General features: G+C 47.7%; 16 protein-coding genes and 2 pseudogenes. 4 read left to right on the top strand and 14 right to left on the bottom strand.

Annotated elements, in window-relative coordinates:
- Positions 1-25 precede the first annotated feature (25 nt).
- Positions 26-964, top strand: a complete 939-nt coding sequence (locus D791_RS13255) for an AEC family transporter (RefSeq protein ID WP_036512524.1) — start codon at positions 26-28, stop codon at positions 962-964.
- Here D791_RS13255 and aroQ read toward each other — a convergent pair.
- The 5 genes and pseudogenes from aroQ to trkA form a co-directional block, all read right to left on the bottom strand.
- The gene (gene aroQ, locus D791_RS13250; protein WP_036512521.1) at positions 956-1,420 is read right to left on the bottom strand and encodes a type II 3-dehydroquinate dehydratase; all 465 of its coding nucleotides are present in this window, start codon (positions 1,418-1,420) and stop codon (positions 956-958) included. The genes D791_RS13255 and aroQ overlap by 9 nt on opposite strands.
- 27 nt (positions 1,421-1,447) lie before the next feature.
- Positions 1,448-2,383 carry an AEC family transporter gene (locus D791_RS13245; RefSeq protein ID WP_036512519.1) on the bottom strand — a complete coding sequence of 312 codons (936 nt, stop codon included), beginning with the start codon at positions 2,381-2,383 and terminating at the stop codon, positions 1,448-1,450.
- A 37-nt stretch (positions 2,384-2,420) separates the two neighbouring features.
- A complete protein-coding gene (locus D791_RS13240) occupies positions 2,421-3,272 on the bottom strand; it encodes a shikimate dehydrogenase family protein (RefSeq protein ID WP_051514525.1) in 852 nt (283 codons plus the stop codon).
- Positions 3,273-3,435: 163 nt separating this feature from the next.
- Positions 3,436-4,884, bottom strand: coding sequence for a TrkH family potassium uptake protein (locus tag D791_RS13235; RefSeq protein WP_036512516.1), 1,449 nt, complete (start codon positions 4,882-4,884; stop codon positions 3,436-3,438).
- A gap of 15 nt (positions 4,885-4,899) precedes the next feature.
- Positions 4,900-6,275 (bottom strand): annotated as a pseudogene (gene trkA, locus D791_RS13230) (Trk system potassium transporter TrkA).
- 295 nt (positions 6,276-6,570) lie between these two features.
- Here trkA and D791_RS21815 point away from each other — a divergent pair.
- From D791_RS21815 to D791_RS13215, 3 genes are read left to right on the top strand one after another with little or no spacing between them, the layout of a single operon-like run.
- Complete coding sequence (locus D791_RS21815) at positions 6,571-8,052, top strand: DUF1538 domain-containing protein (protein ID WP_036512513.1); 1,482 nt, start codon at positions 6,571-6,573, stop codon at positions 8,050-8,052.
- A complete protein-coding gene (locus tag D791_RS13220; RefSeq protein WP_036512510.1) occupies positions 8,049-8,399 on the top strand; it encodes a P-II family nitrogen regulator in 351 nt (116 codons plus the stop codon). Before D791_RS21815 ends, D791_RS13220 begins: the two co-directional genes overlap by 4 nt.
- 14 nt (positions 8,400-8,413) lie before the next feature.
- Positions 8,414-8,800 (top strand): CBS domain-containing protein, encoded by a 387-nt coding sequence (locus tag D791_RS13215; RefSeq protein ID WP_036512508.1) that lies wholly within the window; start codon positions 8,414-8,416, stop codon positions 8,798-8,800.
- A gap of 72 nt (positions 8,801-8,872) precedes the next feature.
- Here D791_RS13215 and lipB read toward each other — a convergent pair whose 3' ends face one another.
- The 9 genes and pseudogenes from lipB to rsfS form a co-directional block, all read right to left on the bottom strand.
- Positions 8,873-9,523, bottom strand: a complete 651-nt coding sequence (lipB, locus tag D791_RS13210) for a lipoyl(octanoyl) transferase LipB (RefSeq protein WP_036512505.1) — start codon at positions 9,521-9,523, stop codon at positions 8,873-8,875.
- Positions 9,523-9,798, bottom strand: a complete 276-nt coding sequence (locus D791_RS13205) for an HP0495 family protein (RefSeq protein WP_036512502.1) — start codon at positions 9,796-9,798, stop codon at positions 9,523-9,525. Before D791_RS13205 ends, lipB begins: the two co-directional genes overlap by 1 nt.
- A 16-nt stretch (positions 9,799-9,814) precedes the next feature.
- Positions 9,815-10,171 carry a hypothetical protein gene (locus tag D791_RS21810; protein ID WP_337588651.1) on the bottom strand — a complete coding sequence of 119 codons (357 nt, stop codon included), beginning with the start codon at positions 10,169-10,171 and terminating at the stop codon, positions 9,815-9,817.
- Entirely contained in the window at positions 10,171-10,983 is an 813-nt protein-coding gene (locus tag D791_RS13200; protein WP_337588650.1) for a D-alanyl-D-alanine carboxypeptidase family protein, read from the bottom strand. Before D791_RS13200 ends, D791_RS21810 begins: the two co-directional genes overlap by 1 nt.
- A gap of 53 nt (positions 10,984-11,036) precedes the next feature.
- Entirely contained in the window at positions 11,037-11,963 is a 927-nt protein-coding gene (locus D791_RS13195; protein WP_036512499.1) for a septal ring lytic transglycosylase RlpA family protein, read from the bottom strand.
- 8 nt (positions 11,964-11,971) lie between these two features.
- Entirely contained in the window at positions 11,972-13,117 is a 1,146-nt protein-coding gene (rodA, locus tag D791_RS13190) for a rod shape-determining protein RodA (protein WP_081763874.1), read from the bottom strand.
- A 47-nt stretch (positions 13,118-13,164) separates the two neighbouring features.
- Positions 13,165-15,006 carry a penicillin-binding protein 2 gene (mrdA, locus tag D791_RS13185; RefSeq protein ID WP_337588649.1) on the bottom strand — a complete coding sequence of 614 codons (1,842 nt, stop codon included), beginning with the start codon at positions 15,004-15,006 and terminating at the stop codon, positions 13,165-13,167.
- A 9-nt stretch (positions 15,007-15,015) separates the two neighbouring features.
- Positions 15,016-15,482: pseudogene (rlmH, locus tag D791_RS13180) on the bottom strand (23S rRNA (pseudouridine(1915)-N(3))-methyltransferase RlmH).
- Positions 15,482-15,826, bottom strand: coding sequence for a ribosome silencing factor (gene rsfS / locus D791_RS13175; protein ID WP_036512653.1), 345 nt, complete (start codon positions 15,824-15,826; stop codon positions 15,482-15,484). The pseudogene rlmH and the gene rsfS overlap by 1 nt, the downstream one beginning before the upstream one ends.
- Positions 15,827-15,838 lie beyond the last annotated feature (12 nt).

Raw genomic sequence — 15,838 nt, 5'->3', positions numbered from 1 at the left:
CACATTCAAAAAAAGTAACGCACGCATGTTTGCAATTATGGCCACCACCGCGCCAATATTTATTTTGATCTCACTGGGGTACATGGCTGTCAAAACGAAGCTTGTCCCAGTCGAAGCGGTACAAGGCATGAGTAAAATCGTTTTATTCTTTACGCTGCCTGCCCTGATTTTCAGCACCTTGGCCCGTATGGAATTTGATGAGGTGATCATCCCTCTCTTCTTAGCCACCTATGCTGGCGGCTCTTTATTAGCCCTAGGCCTGGGACTTCTGATCACCCGCTATGTATTTAAAAAGAACTTAACCGAAAGCGGTTTAAAAGCCCTGGGCATCTCGAACTCGAACAGTGCATTTTTTGGCTACCCGGTCATGCTGCTCGCATTCGAACACCCCCCGACAGCCGCATTTGCCATGGCGTTGATTATTGAAAATATGTTGATCATCCCCATTGCTTTATTCATTTTAGAATTGAGCGTGGCGCGCAGACAGGACGTGAGTCCATTACGAACCTTCTTTAGCGTAATTTGGCGTTTACTAAAGCATCCATTGGTGTTGGCCGTGATAGGGGGCGTTTTAGCTTCAACCTTGCACTTAGACCTTCCTGAAGTCATGGACCGCGTGCTCAACATGCTTTCAGGTGCATCAGCAACGCTTGCTCTGATCGTGTTAGGGGGAGCCCTTGTCGGGACAAACCTAAAGGGGAATTTGACAGATGTTAGTTTGATTGTCAGCGGGAAATTGATTCTACATCCCGCCATGATGTTGCTGATGATCTGGCTATTACCGAGCTATGATTCAACCCTACAGATGGGAGCGATACTGCTCGCGGCGGTGCCGATGATGAGCATCTATCCCATTCTTGGTAGTCAATATGGATATCGTAACCTGTGCGCCAGCGCCTTGTTAATGACAACGATTTGCTCGTTCTTTACGCTGGCTCTGTTACTTAGCCTGTTATCAATCTAACTTGGCCAAACCGCGTTTATGCGCCAATGCTTGAATGCCCAACACATACCCCTGCACCCCTAAGCCGACCAAAATACCACTGGCGACAGGTGAAATGTAGGAGTGATGGCGAAATGCTTCACGCGCGTGCACATTGGAAATATGCACTTCGATTACAGGCACATCGGCACCTTTAATGGCATCATGCAGCGCAATCGACGTATGAGTATAAGCACCTGGATTGAACACAACCCCTAGAGACTCACCCGCTGCGACCTCTTTTCCACTTTGATGGATCGCATCAATCAGGTCACCCTCATGATTGCTTTGCCGAAAATCCACCTCTAAACCATACTGCGCCGCCATCGAACGGCACATTACTTCAACATCCGCCAGTGTTTCGTAGCCATATTGAGCTGGCTCACGCGTGCCCAATAGGTTTAAATTAGGGCCGTTTAATACCATTATTTTTTTCATGTTTAACTCCACTGAAGCCACCATTCATTAGCTATACATATGGATCAGCGCACTGACGCTGATAAAAGAGAAGAGCGTCGTAACCAACAAGGTACTGGCGCAAAACTCTCGTTGACCATACTCGCCCCCCAAAATGGGGTAAATACTAAACATCGGCATGGCCGCAAACAAGATCGCCGCCATTTTCAAATCATTGGGCATCGTCGGGAAAAACTGGATGAAAACCAGCACCCACAACGGATGAATAACCAATTTCGCCAAGCTCACACTACCAATGCGGCTGTAACTGCCTTTAATGCTTACACCCACTAAGGAGCCACCAATCACAATCAATGCTGCGGCCGCCGCGCCTGAGGCTAACAAGTTAAGCCCAACGTCCATAAAGGCAGGTAAAGACAGCCCCAGAACAGAAAAGAGAACACCCGCAAACACGGAAATAATAATCGGGTTGGTGCTCACTCGCTTCAGGATACCTAGCCACTGCGCCTTGATACTCCCGTGCTCAGAGCGCCCAAACGCATACTCAACAAAGATTAGGGCAATGGGTAGGATGAGGATGTTTTCGATCATCACCGTCATCGCGAAGGCCTGCGTGGGTGCATGGTCAAAGAACTGCAAAAGGATGGGGAAGCCAATAAACGAGCTATTGGATAAAGCCGACCCCATGCCCCTCACACCCGACACGCCTAAGCTGTCTTTAAACAGGTAACGACTGATCAGAACGCCTGTAAACAAGGCACAAATTGAGCCTACGCCATAGATGATCAAATACGCCGGATAGAACAACTGATCAATCGGCATACTGGATACCTTGATAAAGATCAGTGCAGGTAAAGCGACATACAACACGAAACGGCTTAACCCTAACAGCATTTCTTTAGGAATGAGGCGATAACGAACGCTGATATATCCTAGAAAAATGATAAAGAAGATCGGCGCTGTAATATTGAGCACGGCCTGCATAGACTATCCTTTCAGTATCCTAATCGAAGAACCAGGCTTAGCCCAGTAAATTACTTTTAAGGTCAAATCTGCGAATAAACTCGCGCTTAATGCCCTGCTCATCCACCTTTTCACCCGTAAAGTGCTCGAAGGCATCAATGCCTTGATGGATAAACAAATCAAATCCGGAGACAACCGCCAAACCCGATTCATGTGCCGCGACCATAAATTCTGTGTCAATCGGCGTATACACGGCATCAAAGGCCCATTTCTGATCAACAAACAACGCACGATCCAATGGATTACCCGGCGTTTTGTAGTGACCCACTGGGGTGCAGTTTACCAGTCCATCGGCTTGCAATGCCGCCTCAGCCAACTCTTCTTTGCCGACCTGAGTCGCAACAATGCCCGCAGTTTGCAAAGCGTTGACAAGGGACTCGGCACCGGCTGTGTTCAAATCAAATACCTTAACGTCAGTTGCACCCAGCTCACCCAGCGCGAACGCCACGGCGCGCCCGACACCTCCCGCTCCAACCAACAGCACTGAACCGGCATCCTGATCGCCAACACGCGCACGATACCCTTTCATAAACCCTGTGTAATCGGTATTAAAGGCTTCTATATCCTGTCCAAGCAATAATGTATTACTCGCGCCGACATGAGCCACTTCAGGATGCAATATTTGGGCGGACTCAATGGCAACCTGCTTATAGGGATAGGTGACATTGGTTCCGCGATAGCCTTCATCCCGAATGCGCTGCAAAGTCGCTCTGAAGGCTTCAGGACTGCCATCATCGGGAATATGCATTTCATAGGTTAATTCTAAGCCATGAATGTTACCCAACATTGTGTGTAATGCAGGCGAGCGAGACTGCTGAATCGCTTGACCGATTAAGCCTAGTTTTATCATTGTTTTTCTCCTAACCGACTAGGATGTGAAATTGAAAAATGAAAAAAGAGGCTGTGCGCCTCTATCGTAATTGCAGACTATGCTAGCACTGTGAAAGAGACTATCCGAATTGAAACTTTAATTAGGCGATTGATTTTTTGCATCGCCCAACAACACTATAGGATTAACGGCGCCAAAAAACAGGGGTAAACAACACCAATAAAGTGAAGACTTCTAAACGCCCTAACAGCATGGAGAAGCATAAAATCCACTTAGCGGTCGAATTAATATCACCGAAATTACTTGCCACATCCCCTAGACCCGGCCCTAGGTTCGTAATGGTAGCTCCCACGGCAGACCATGCCGTGACTTGATCCAAGCCTGTGCCCATCAAGGCAATTAACATAATGACGAAGACCAACAGGTAAACAGAGAAAAACCCCCACACCGCCTGCAAGACGTTATCAGGAATGGTGCGATTGCCTAACTTTACCGGGAACACAGCATTCGGATGCACCAGTCGTTGTAACTCACGATAGCCCTGCTTCAAAATCAGCAGGATCCGAATCACCTTCATGCCACCGCCTGTTGACCCCACACAACCGCCAATAAAAGCAGTAATAAATAGCATAAACGGCAACATGACCGGCCAATTTGCAAACTCACCATTGCTAAACCCTGCAGTGGTTGCAATCGAAACGGTCATAAATGCGGCTCGTCGTAACGCATCAACCGAGTCATAGGTTTGATGAATAATCAGCACCGCAAGCGTAATCACAAACGTGATCATTAGAATACTTAAAAAAAAGCGAACTTCAGGATCTTTAAGATAGTGCAGCAAAGAGCGTTGCCGCCAAGCAAAGAAATGCAGGGCAAAGTTCATCGCCGATATGATCATGAACGTGATGCCGATCAGCTCGATCATGGGATTATTGAAATAGCCGATACTGTCATCATAGGTTGAAAAGCCACCGATGGCCACAGTCGAGAAGCTATGGCCAATGGCGTCAAAGGGGGTCATTCCTGCCAACCAATAGGCCAGCGCGCACAAAAGAGTTAACGCAGCATAGATATACCATAAAGCCTTGGCGGTCTCCGTGATGCGCGGCGTCAACTTGGTGTCTTTCACAGGTCCTGGAATTTCCGCTCTGTAAAGCTGCATCCCCCCGATACCAAGCATAGGCAGTATGGCCACAGCCAAGACAATGATCCCCATCCCACCCAACCATTGCAATTGCTGACGATAGAACAAAATGGATTTGGGGAGATGATCCAACCCGGTGATGACGGTCGCCCCCGTGGTCGACAACCCCGAGATAGACTCAAACACAGCATCCACGAACGACATTTGCGGCTCGGGCGCTAAGTAAAGGGGTGTCGCACCAAATAAACCCAGTACAGACCAAAACAACACTGTGATTAAAAACCCGTCTCTGACTCTCAATTCACCTTTTACACGATACACAGGCACCCAAATTGCGAACCCAATGCATAAAAGAATGAAAAAGGAGGCCATAAACGCAAAACGCGCGCTGTCATCATAGTAAACAGAGATGGCTAAGGGCGGAAGCTGCGTGAAGCTAAAGAGCATCAACAAGAGCCCCAACACACGTAAAGTCAATCGAAAGTGCATACACTAGCCCGTCGTCTAGAAAAAGGTCAAACCCACTTGGAAAAGACGCTCAACTTCCAAGATTCGGCGTTTATCTACCAAGAATAAAATAACATGGTCATCATTTTGGATTTCAATATCATCATGGGCAATCAGCACTTTATCGTTTCGAATAATGGCCCCGATGGTGGTTCCCGGTGGCAAATCGATATCCTCTATCGTCCGCCCTACCACTTTCGATGAGCCTTATCGCCATGCGCGATAGCTTCCAGAGCTTCAGCCGCTCCGCGACGCAAGGAGTGGACGGCAACAATATCGCCACGACGTATATGAGTTAGCAGCGCGCCTATCGTACTTTGCTGAGGTGAAACGGCAATATCAATCACGCCACCCTGCACTAAATCAACATAGGCAGGGTTGTTGATTAAGGTGATCACGGTACGTGCCCCTAAGCGCTTAGCCAACATGGAGGCCATGATATTGGCCTCATCATCATTGGTCAGCGCACAAAAAACATCGGTATCGTCAATGTTTTCTTCTACCAGTAGTTCGCGATCCGATGCACTGCCATGCAACACAATTGTGCGGTTCAGTTGGCGTGATAACACATGGCATCGGGGCAAACTGCGCTCAATTAGCTTGACCTGAAAATCGGCTTCTAGACTCAATGCTAAACGCGAACCGATATTGCCCCCACCCGCGATAATGATGCGTTTGTAAGGCTTATCCAATCGACGCAACTCACTCATCACCGAACGAATATCAGGCTTGGCAGCGATAAAGAAAACTTCATCATCGACTTCGATGATAGTATCCCCTTGCGGCAATATGGCCCGATCCTGCCGAAATATGGCGGCAACTCGTGTATCTATATTGGGCATGTGTGTGCGCAGGTAAGCGATTTCGCGGCCAACCAGAGGACCGCCATAGTAGGCTTTGACGGCAACTAACTGGGCTTTGCCATCGGCAAAATCGAGCACTTGCAGTGCTCCAGGGTGCTGGATCAACTTTTTGATATGCAGGGTAACCAGCTCTTCCGGGCTAATCAGCACATCAACGGGCATGGCTTTGCTGCCAAACAGCGCATGATCGCCATATAAATAGTCATGCTCTCGAATGCGTGCAATTTTTGTGGGCACATTAAATAAGGTATGAGCCACCTGGCAGGCAATCATGTTCACCTCATCACTATTCGTGACGGCAATCAACATATCAGCATCCCTTGCCCCTGCACTTTCAAGCACACTTGGATTCGAAGCTGACCCCTCTATCGTTCGAATATCGAGACGATCCGCCAACTCCCGCAAACGGCCAACATCACTGTCAACAATGGTAATGTCGTTTGCTTCACTGGCAAGATTTTCGGCCACAGTGCCGCCCACTTGCCCTGCGCCCAAAATAATTATGTACATACTGTAAACGGCTCACTCGAGTTATTTAGCCATACACAGATCTATTTGATCTGTTTTAAATTCGTGCGCTGCTATTCTAGCGAAAAAATGCTTGAGCGGACACTCAAGCCTCACATCGAGACAACATTGCGCCAGATCAATGGATACAAGGCAAATTACATTTTTACGTATAAATGTGGTGAAATTGTCATCTCATTTAATTATGATGTTGCTTAGATGAGTGATGAACAAATTAACTCTTATTTATCAAACAATTAATAAAACTGATTCGTCAGCAACATAAGAGGCTCAATTCTTGTTTCTGAAAAGCTTCGGACATGCGTTTTTGCATGCACTCAAAAACCTACTGCCCATTGTCGCAGTCGTATTGTTTTTTCAACTGATCATCTTACAACAAATGCCAGACAACAGTCTGAACATGGCATTTGGTCTTCTTATCGTCGCGTTTGGCGTCGCCTTATTTTTACAAGGCTTGGATCTCAGTATCTTTCCAGTCGGCAAGAGTCTTTCGAATCAATTTGCGCGCAAAGGCTCTATCCCGATCTTACTGACCTTTGGTTTTGCCTTGGGCTTTTCTGCGGTGGTGGCTGAGCCTGCTCTGATTGCCGTTGCCAATCAAGCAATGGAGATCAGCGAGGGACGAGTCGATGCATTAACACTGCGCATCCTCGTTGCCATTTCTGTTGGTTTGGTTATCGCACTCGGCGTCTTCCGAATTATTTTCGGTCATGCGATTCACTGGTATATGATCATCGGCTACATTTTAGTGGTACTGGTAACGTTTTTTGCCCCTGAAGAAATTGTCGGCTTGGCCTACGACTCCGGCGGTGTCACCACCAATATTGTCACCGTTCCATTGATTGCCGCGTTAGGCATAGGACTGGCATCGTCGATTAAAGGACGTAACCCCTTAATCGATGGTTTTGGCCTGGTCGCGCTTGCGGTAATGGTACCCATGATTAGCGTTCAACTCTATGGCATTGTGGTGTACTCCCTCACGGCCGAGACTCAAGCCGTTTTCCAAGCGGTTACCCAGCAAGCAACCCAACATGCCCTCGTCACGGCCCTCTTAGACTTGCTGACGATGTTCAGAGATGTTTTACCGATTATCATCACTATTCTTTTCTTTCAGTACATCATTCTGAAACGCCCGCTCTCAAACCCACCCAAAATTGCTTTTGGTTTTTTGCTGGTCATCATTGGTCTTTATGCCTTTGTTGTTGGGCTTAAAATTGGATTGTTTCCCATCGGTTACAGCATGGCGGAGCAGCTTATTAACCTCAATCGTTTTGGCTTTATCTATTTGTTCGCCTTTATGATTGGATTTGCCACCACCATGGCCGAACCCGCCCTGATTGCCGTCGGTCAACAAGCAGAAGAAGCATCGGGTGGACGTATTAAAGGCAATGCCATTCGTTTAATGGTGGCATTGGGCGTGGCTGTTGGGATCACGATTGGCGTCTTTCGTTTAATTACTGGAGGGTCTATTCACTATTTCATTATTGGAGGATACACCTTAGTTATTTTGCTAACGATCATTTCGCCCAAGTACATCACGGCACTGGCCTTTGACTTAGGCGGGGTCACCACCTCAGAGGTTACCGTCCCCTTAGTAACAGCGCTCGGCATAGGCTTAGCGACCCATATTGAAGGACGCAACGTATTAATCGATGGCTTTGGTTTGATCGCTTTTGCATCCATTTTTCCTATTGTCTCTGTCATGTGCTACGCCATCGTGGCAGACCTGTTGACTAAATTTAACAAGGTAGAATCATGAAGTTTTCTGTTTTAGTGGCGATTGTTCCAGAAGAGCTGGAACAAAAAGTAGTTGATAATGCTCGTGATTTAGGTGCGGGTGGCATCACGATCCTAGGTGGAAGAGGAATCGGCAACAACACCAAGAAAACCTTTTTCGGTATGACCTATGAAGGGAGCCAATCAGTTGTCCTGATGGTGTTGGAAAAAGGCTTATCTCTGGAAATTCTAAAAGCCATTCAAGAATTACTGATCGATAAAGATAAAAAATCTCATGGAGTGGTCTTCACCTTTGCACTCGAGCATTTAGGTGGCATAGACTTATCTCAACTGTCAAAATTTGAAAATCATCTTAAAGATTCTATTTAACGGGAGCTTCTCTTATGCTGGTTAAAGATGTCATGGTTCGCGATGTCATCATCGTTTCTCCGTTTGCGACCATTCGTGAAGCCTTGAGCCTGATGAAGCGACACAGTTTAAAGTCACTGGTGGTGGATAAAACCAACGAACATGATGCCTATGGTTTGATTACCTATACCAATATCATCAAGACCATTATTGCTGAAAACGGTGATATCGATTTAATCAATGTCTATGACATTTGCGCAAAGCCCGCCATTTCGGTAGGACAAAGCCTTGCATTAAAACACGTTGCATCCTTAATGGCACAAAACAAAGTCAAACGTGTCTTAGTGCTGGATGATAATTCACTGGTGGGAATTGTATGCATGGATGACTTAATCGAGCAATTACTGAAGAACATTGAATAATGCTCAGCCAGGTTGTTTAACAGGACGTCTAAGCCATCATTGCGGATCAGGGTACGTGTTTTATTACCCTGATCACTGATGAAGGTCTGTCGAGTATTCAATCTCAGTGTAGCCAAGCTGGTTGACTAAGCTATTCAGCAGTCGACTCGATACCCAGTCTAAGTTGACGTTGCTATCAAACTGCTTAACCTGCGTCATTTGCATGCCGGCATAGCCACAGGGGTTAATCCGTAAAAAAGGCTCTAGATTCATATCAACGTTTAACGCCAACCCATGAAATGAACACCCTCGCCTCACACGCAATCCTAACGACGCAATTTTCTGCTCATCAACGTAAACACCCGGTGCATCTTTTTTGGCGTACCCCTGCACTCCCACCTGATCCAAGACCTCAACCACGGACTGTTCCATTGCCGTAACAACATCGCGCACGCCCAGTTTGTGTCGTCTTAGATCCAGTAACAGGTATACCACAAGCTGACCGGGACCGTGGTAGGTCACTTGTCCACCACGATCCACTTGAACCACTGGGATATCGCCCGGATTCAGCAGATGCTCAGCCTTACCCGCTTGCCCTTGAGTAAACACAGGCTCGTGCTCTAAACACCAGATTTCATCGAGCGTGGTTTCCGTACGCTGATCGGTAAAGGCTTGCATTGCATGCCAAACCGATACGTAGGGTTGCACACCCAATGAACGTATAATCAGCGCCTTGTCTTGCATTATAGAACCATATGCACGCGGCCTGACGCCTTTAGATCTTCAAATAATGCCTGCAATTGCGCCTCTCCCGTTGCACGAATTTTCAAGCGCACAGACTGAAAACGTCCATTACGGCTGTCTTGGAATGTCACCTGTGTGATATCCAAGTCAGGTGCATGAATTTGAACCGTCTCAACGACAAACCCATAAAAGTTATTTTCATTATTCCCTACAACTTTTATCGGGTAATCCTCACACGGAAACTCAATTTTTGGGGCCTCTACCGAATCTGACATGCGCGCATCTCTCTATTTAACTGATCAGGCCAGTGAAAAACTGTAAAATCATATGCCATATACGTTTAATTAATCCACCTTGCTCGGCCGCCTCTAAGGCAACCAAAGGCGCACTGGTGAGTTCCTCTCCATTCAAGCTGACAACCACACGACCGAGCTCTTGTCCTATCTCAATGGGGGCTTTAATACTGCGTGGCAAGTCTAAGGTCACCTCAACCTCATCCTCTTTGCCTCTTGGCAAGGTCACCGCGAGCTTATTGGACACGCCCACTTTCAGTTGATCCAAAGAGCCGCCCCAAATCCGTGGCTGACTCAACACCTGATTGGCCGGATACAGCTGGTGGGTATTGTAAAAACGATAGACAAACGACATTAACTGCTGCGTTTCCTGAGCACGCGTTTCTTCACTGGCGGAGCCATCACCACAGTAATCAAACGCATACCATCGCGAATCGCAGAGCTCACCAAACAGTAGCCTGCTTCATTGGTGTGCCCTGTTTTAATACCATCAACGCTATCGTCACGCCATAAAAGACGATTTCGGTTCGGCTGACGAATTTTATTGTACTCAAAATACTTTTCAGCATAGATGGGGTAATACTGAGGTGAGTCATTAATCAAGGCTTGTGACAGCAAGGCCAAATCGTATGCAGATGAATACTGTCCTTCGGCGGGTAAGCCCGTCGCATTCTGATACTGAGTATTGGTCATGCCAATTCGACGAGCATGCTGGTTCATTAAATCAGCAAAGGCTTCTTCACTGCCCGCAATATGCTCTGCGATGGCAACCGAGGCGTCGTTTCCTGACTGAATGATGATGCCACGCAACAAGTCAATGACACTCACCTGTGTGCCTTCTTGCACAAACATGCGAGATCCACCGGTTCTCCAGGCTTTTTCGCTGATGCTGACCATATCGCTTTCTGCCAAGTTACCACGAATGATTTCTTGCTCAGCAATGTAGCTGGTCATAATTTTCACAAGGCTAGCCGGGGGATAACGGTCATGCTCATTATGAGCCACGATGACGTTGCCTGTATCCGCATCCATCACAATATACGAGCGCGCACCTATTTGAGGAGGAGCTGGGATTAACGTGCTGGACTGCGCCACCGGTACAAACACCAATAGCAGAACGACGAGGACTAAGCACTTCGCTGGGGATTTTATAAACTGTTTAAACATGACATTCCGTTCTTTCAGTTAGCGGTTAATAAACAAAATCGGTCTAACGTACATCAAGGCCTATCCACCAGATGAGCGGAATGATACCCCGCTGACTGCAACCTGGCCATCAAGGAGTCCAGAGAATCTCCGATGTTAAAAGGCCCTATTTTAACACGGTACACCGAACCATTGGCGGTTTGTGCCGGATAAATCCCGACAGGAACACCCGCAGATAAATTACTGACCTGCGTTTGCGCACGCTTAGCCGCCACCTCAGTTGAGAAGGCGCCAATTTGCAAATAGCGGCGATCTAATGACACTACGGGGGATGCCGTCCTCACTTGCGTACGGATTTCCTGTGTCTGAGAAGGTGCAGGCTTAGCGGCTGCGATGTTGTCAGACCAAGAAGGCTCTATCACAATAGCTTCTACTTCCACACGCCCTGTACCGTTGCGAAGGATATCCAACTGATACGCCGCCGCATAGGATAAGTCAATAATCCGCCCTTCATGGAAAGGACCACGGTCATTAATTCGAACAATCACCGATCGCCCATTATCAAGATTTGTAACCCGTGCAAATGTTGGTAAAGGAAGACTCTTATGTGCAGCCGTCATTTCATACATGTCATAGACTTCACCGTTCGACGTCAAGTGGCCATGAAACTTCAAACCGTACCAAGAGGCTCCTCCTTGTTCTTTATACCCTTTCGCACTGGGCAGGATATGATAGGTTTGCCCAAAAACCTCATAGGGTGAACGGTTTCCACCGCGACTCAAAGGCTCATAGCGCGGCACTGCATTGGGCACCTTACTCACATCAGGTGGGTTAATCGGTGCTTTATCATGCTGCATTGAATAGCGACCCGCATTGGTTTGCGGTTTCACTTCAGGTTTTTTTTGCGGTGTTTGCACAGTACTTTTAGACGAGCATCCTGCCAAAAAACTCAATACGACGCAGGAAATAATTCCAGCTCGCAACAGCTTAAAACATGACATTTGATCTCCTAATGCCTGCGTAATTGTGGATGAGAATAGATGGACATTAAAATGCCAAACCCTGCCATTAAAGTAACGATTGAGGTTCCACCGTAGCTAACCATCGGTAAAGGCACCCCTACGACAGGCATCAACCCTGTCACCATTCCAACATTAACTAAAACATAAATAAAAAAGGTAAGTGTAATACTGCCCGCCAACAAACGCGAAAAACTGTCTTGTGCTCGCACAGCAATCAGCAACCCGCGCAAAATAATTAACAGATAAATACACATGAGCACGACGATACCTCGCATGCCCAGCTCTTCGCCAATCACGGCAATAATGAAGTCTGTGTGTGATTCCGGCAAAAAGTTCAATTGCGATTGAGTTCCCTGCATCCACCCCTTACCCGACAACCCACCCGAACCTATCGCCGTTTTCGATTGAATGATGTTCCAACCCGCGCCCAGTGGATCGCTTTCTGGATTTATAAAGGTCATCACACGCTGCTTTTGATACTCCTTCATAAAGCTCCATAAAACAGGCAATGCAGCGCCAGCGGCCCCTAGCGCTAGGAACACATAGCGCCAATAGACACCGGAAAGCAAAATTACGAAGATCCCCGATGCCGCTATTAAGAAGCTGGTCCCAAGATCAGGCTGCTTCATGATTAGCAGCATCGGAACCGCCAGTAAAACCAAGGATACCAACAGCCTAACCAACGTTGGCGGTAAACTCTGCCGAACAATATACGCGGCGAGCGTCATAGGGAGCACAAGTTTCATCAACTCGGATGGCTGAAATCTAAACCCTGGCAAGGCTATCCAACGCTGAGCCCCTTTGGCTTGCACACCAAACAAAAGCACGGCAACGAGTAACGCCACCCCAGCGACATAAAGCCAAGGCGCGACGCGCATAAACACTTTTGGGTTAATCTGAGCCAAAAAAATCATCAGCAAAAAACCAGCCCCCATGCGCACCGCTTGACGTTCGACATAGGTGATGTCTTGGCCCGATGCACTGTACAGGACGTAGAGTCCAAAGCCGCAGAGTACACATAATAAAAGCAACATCCAAGCATCTAAGCAGGTATAGCTCCATAGACTTTTGGATCGCTGAAAGTGCGCTTTTGCCCCCGGCATTGTCCGCTGAAAATCACGATGCTCATGCATTTCGCCCTCATCATCCAGTGTATAGTTCCCTGACAACCATGCATCCATTACTTTTCGCGCAATCGGTGCCGCCACGCTAGAGCCCCCACCGCCATTTTCAACCACAACCGCCACTGCAATTTCTGGATTCTCAACTGGCGCAAAGCTATAAACAACGCGTGATCATGAAAACGTGCGTCTATTTTGCTGGCATCGTAGCGAGCATCCTGCGCGATCCCAATCACCTGCGCGGTTCCGGTTTTACCTGCCATTTTGTACGTCATTCCTTGACCAACACGCCGTGCCGTTCCGGTTGGACCGTGCACTACATCAACCATTCCTTGGATAATGGGCCCCCAAAGATCTGGATTTTTAACATCGACATCGGCAGGAACAGGGTGTTGAGTGACGAGATCCGGTAAAGTTAAGCGCTCTTCCCCCTCATTCGTCTCATCGATCACGCCCATCAAAACGCGCGGCTGAACCCAGCGCCCTCGATTGGCTAAAACCGCTGTAGCAATGGCCAATTGCAAAGGTGTTGCCACCATATAGCCTTGCCCTATGCTCATATTGATCGAATCACCTGGATACCAAGGCTCATTCATCGTGGCACGCTTCCAGTCACGTGTTGGCAAAACACCCCGAATGGCCTCGGGCGTATCCACCGCTGTGATTTCACCAAAGCCAAACATGCGCATGTAATGCGCCATGGGTTCATTCCCCATGCGATGCCCTACGTCATAAAACCAAGTATCGACTGACTGAGCAATTGCCAAATTCATATTCACACGACCATGCCCACCCCGACGCCAATCCCGGTAACGACGCCCACCTTGAGTCACTTGATAGTAACCAGGGTCCCAAATGGTATAATCCGCTCGCACGGTGTTGCTGTCGATTGCCGCCATTGCCATGATGGGTTTTATGGTCGAACCTGGCGGATACCCACCTCTGACCGCTCGGTTAAATAACGGCAGATCAGGCGAGTCTCTTAACTCGTTATAATCCGCATTCGATATCCCGGTAACAAACAAATTGGGATCATAGGCAGGGGTGCTGACAAGTGCCAATATGCCGCCGGTTTCAGGATCGATAGCCACCACTGATGCCTTCCAGCCCTGCAGCACTTTTTCGGTAAATTGCTGCAGCTGAATGTCTAAACTTAGTTTTAAATCAACACCGGGTTTAGGATCTTCATGCTCCAGAATACGCAATACACGACCACGCGCGTTGGTTTCTACCTTTTGAAAACCGACTTCACCGTGGAGAATCGGCTCATAAAAGCGCTCAATACCGAGCTTTCCAATATAATCCGTCCCAGCATACTTAGCGGTGTCTATGCGCTCAAGATCTCGTTCATTAATTCGCCCAACATACCCCAGCACATGCGCCAAGGACTCTCCAAACGGATAAAAGCGAATTAAATCAGCCTCGACCTGAACCCCAGGCAAACGGTGATAATTGACAGAAATACGGGCAATTTCTTCTTCCGTTAAACGAAAGCGTAAGGGCACGGTTTCATAAGGACGCCGACGCTGCTGCAGCCTCTGCCTAAAGCGTTCCACATCACGCTCGGCAATATCAATCAACTCCGATAGCGTTTCGAGCGTCTCATCCATGTTCGAAATTTCTTCTCGAAGCAACGTCACGCTAAAGGTAGGCTGATTGTCCGCTAACAGAATGCCATTTCGGTCGTAGATTAAACCTCGCCTGGGTGCAACGGGTTGCAGCTGTATACGGTTTCGATCTGAAATGGCCGTATAACGTTCATATTCGACCACTTGCAAAAAATAAACACGACCGATTAAAACTGAAAATAAAATCAGGACAATCAGAAACGCCAAAATCACTCTTCGAGTAAATGTACGACTTTCTTTGCTGGATTGATTAAACGTATCGTTAGAATACATGGCAGCCGATTATTTGTGGTATGGGTGACCTTGGAGGAGCGTCCAAGCACGGTACAACTGCTCAGCTAAAACGATGCGAACCAGAGGATGAGGCAATGTCAGTGCGGATAAGGACCATTTCTGGTGCGCAGCCGCTATACAACGCGCATCAAGTCCATCAGGACCTCCGATCAACAAACACACATTACAGCCATTCATTCGCCACCCCTCTGCTTGTTCAGCAAGGGTTTCCGTCGACCAGCTTTTGCCCTCCACCACTAACGCCACCACGTGCTCATTTTTACCAATGGCTGCGAGGATAGCATCGCCTTCTGCTTTCATGGCACGAGCAATATCGGCCCCTTTGCTCGATAGCCAGGGGAAATCTCATGCAGTTCAATCTGAAAATCAGAGGGCAGGCGTTTGCTGTACTCAGCAAACCCCTTTTCAACCCAATCTGGCATTTTCGTGCCCACAGCAAGAATGCGTAACTTCATCAGCCTGTAACCGGCTCATCATCCGTATGGCGCCACAAGCGCTCTAAATCGTAGAATGCACGCGCATCTGGCATCATCACATGAACCACAACATCTCCTAAATCAACCAGTATCCAATCACCGGAGTTTTGCCCTTCTGACCCGAGTGGCTTAACGCCTGCTTTTTTGATCTTTTCCATCACATCATTGGCTATAGAGATCACATGGCGCTTAGAAGTTCCGCTCACGATCATCATATAATCGGTAACACTTGATTTACCCTGTACATCTAAGAGGACATAATCCTTTGCTTTCATGTCTTCCAGGATGGTTTGCACTTCTTTAATTAATTGCTCAGTTTGCATTGCGAGTCTGTT

The organism is Nitrincola nitratireducens (genome assembly GCF_000585235.1).
Taxonomy (GTDB): Bacteria; Pseudomonadota; Gammaproteobacteria; order Pseudomonadales; family Balneatricaceae; genus Nitrincola; species Nitrincola alkalisediminis.
The sequence above is the reverse complement of the archived record's forward strand: the minus strand, read 5'-3'. Positions and strand labels throughout refer to the sequence as shown.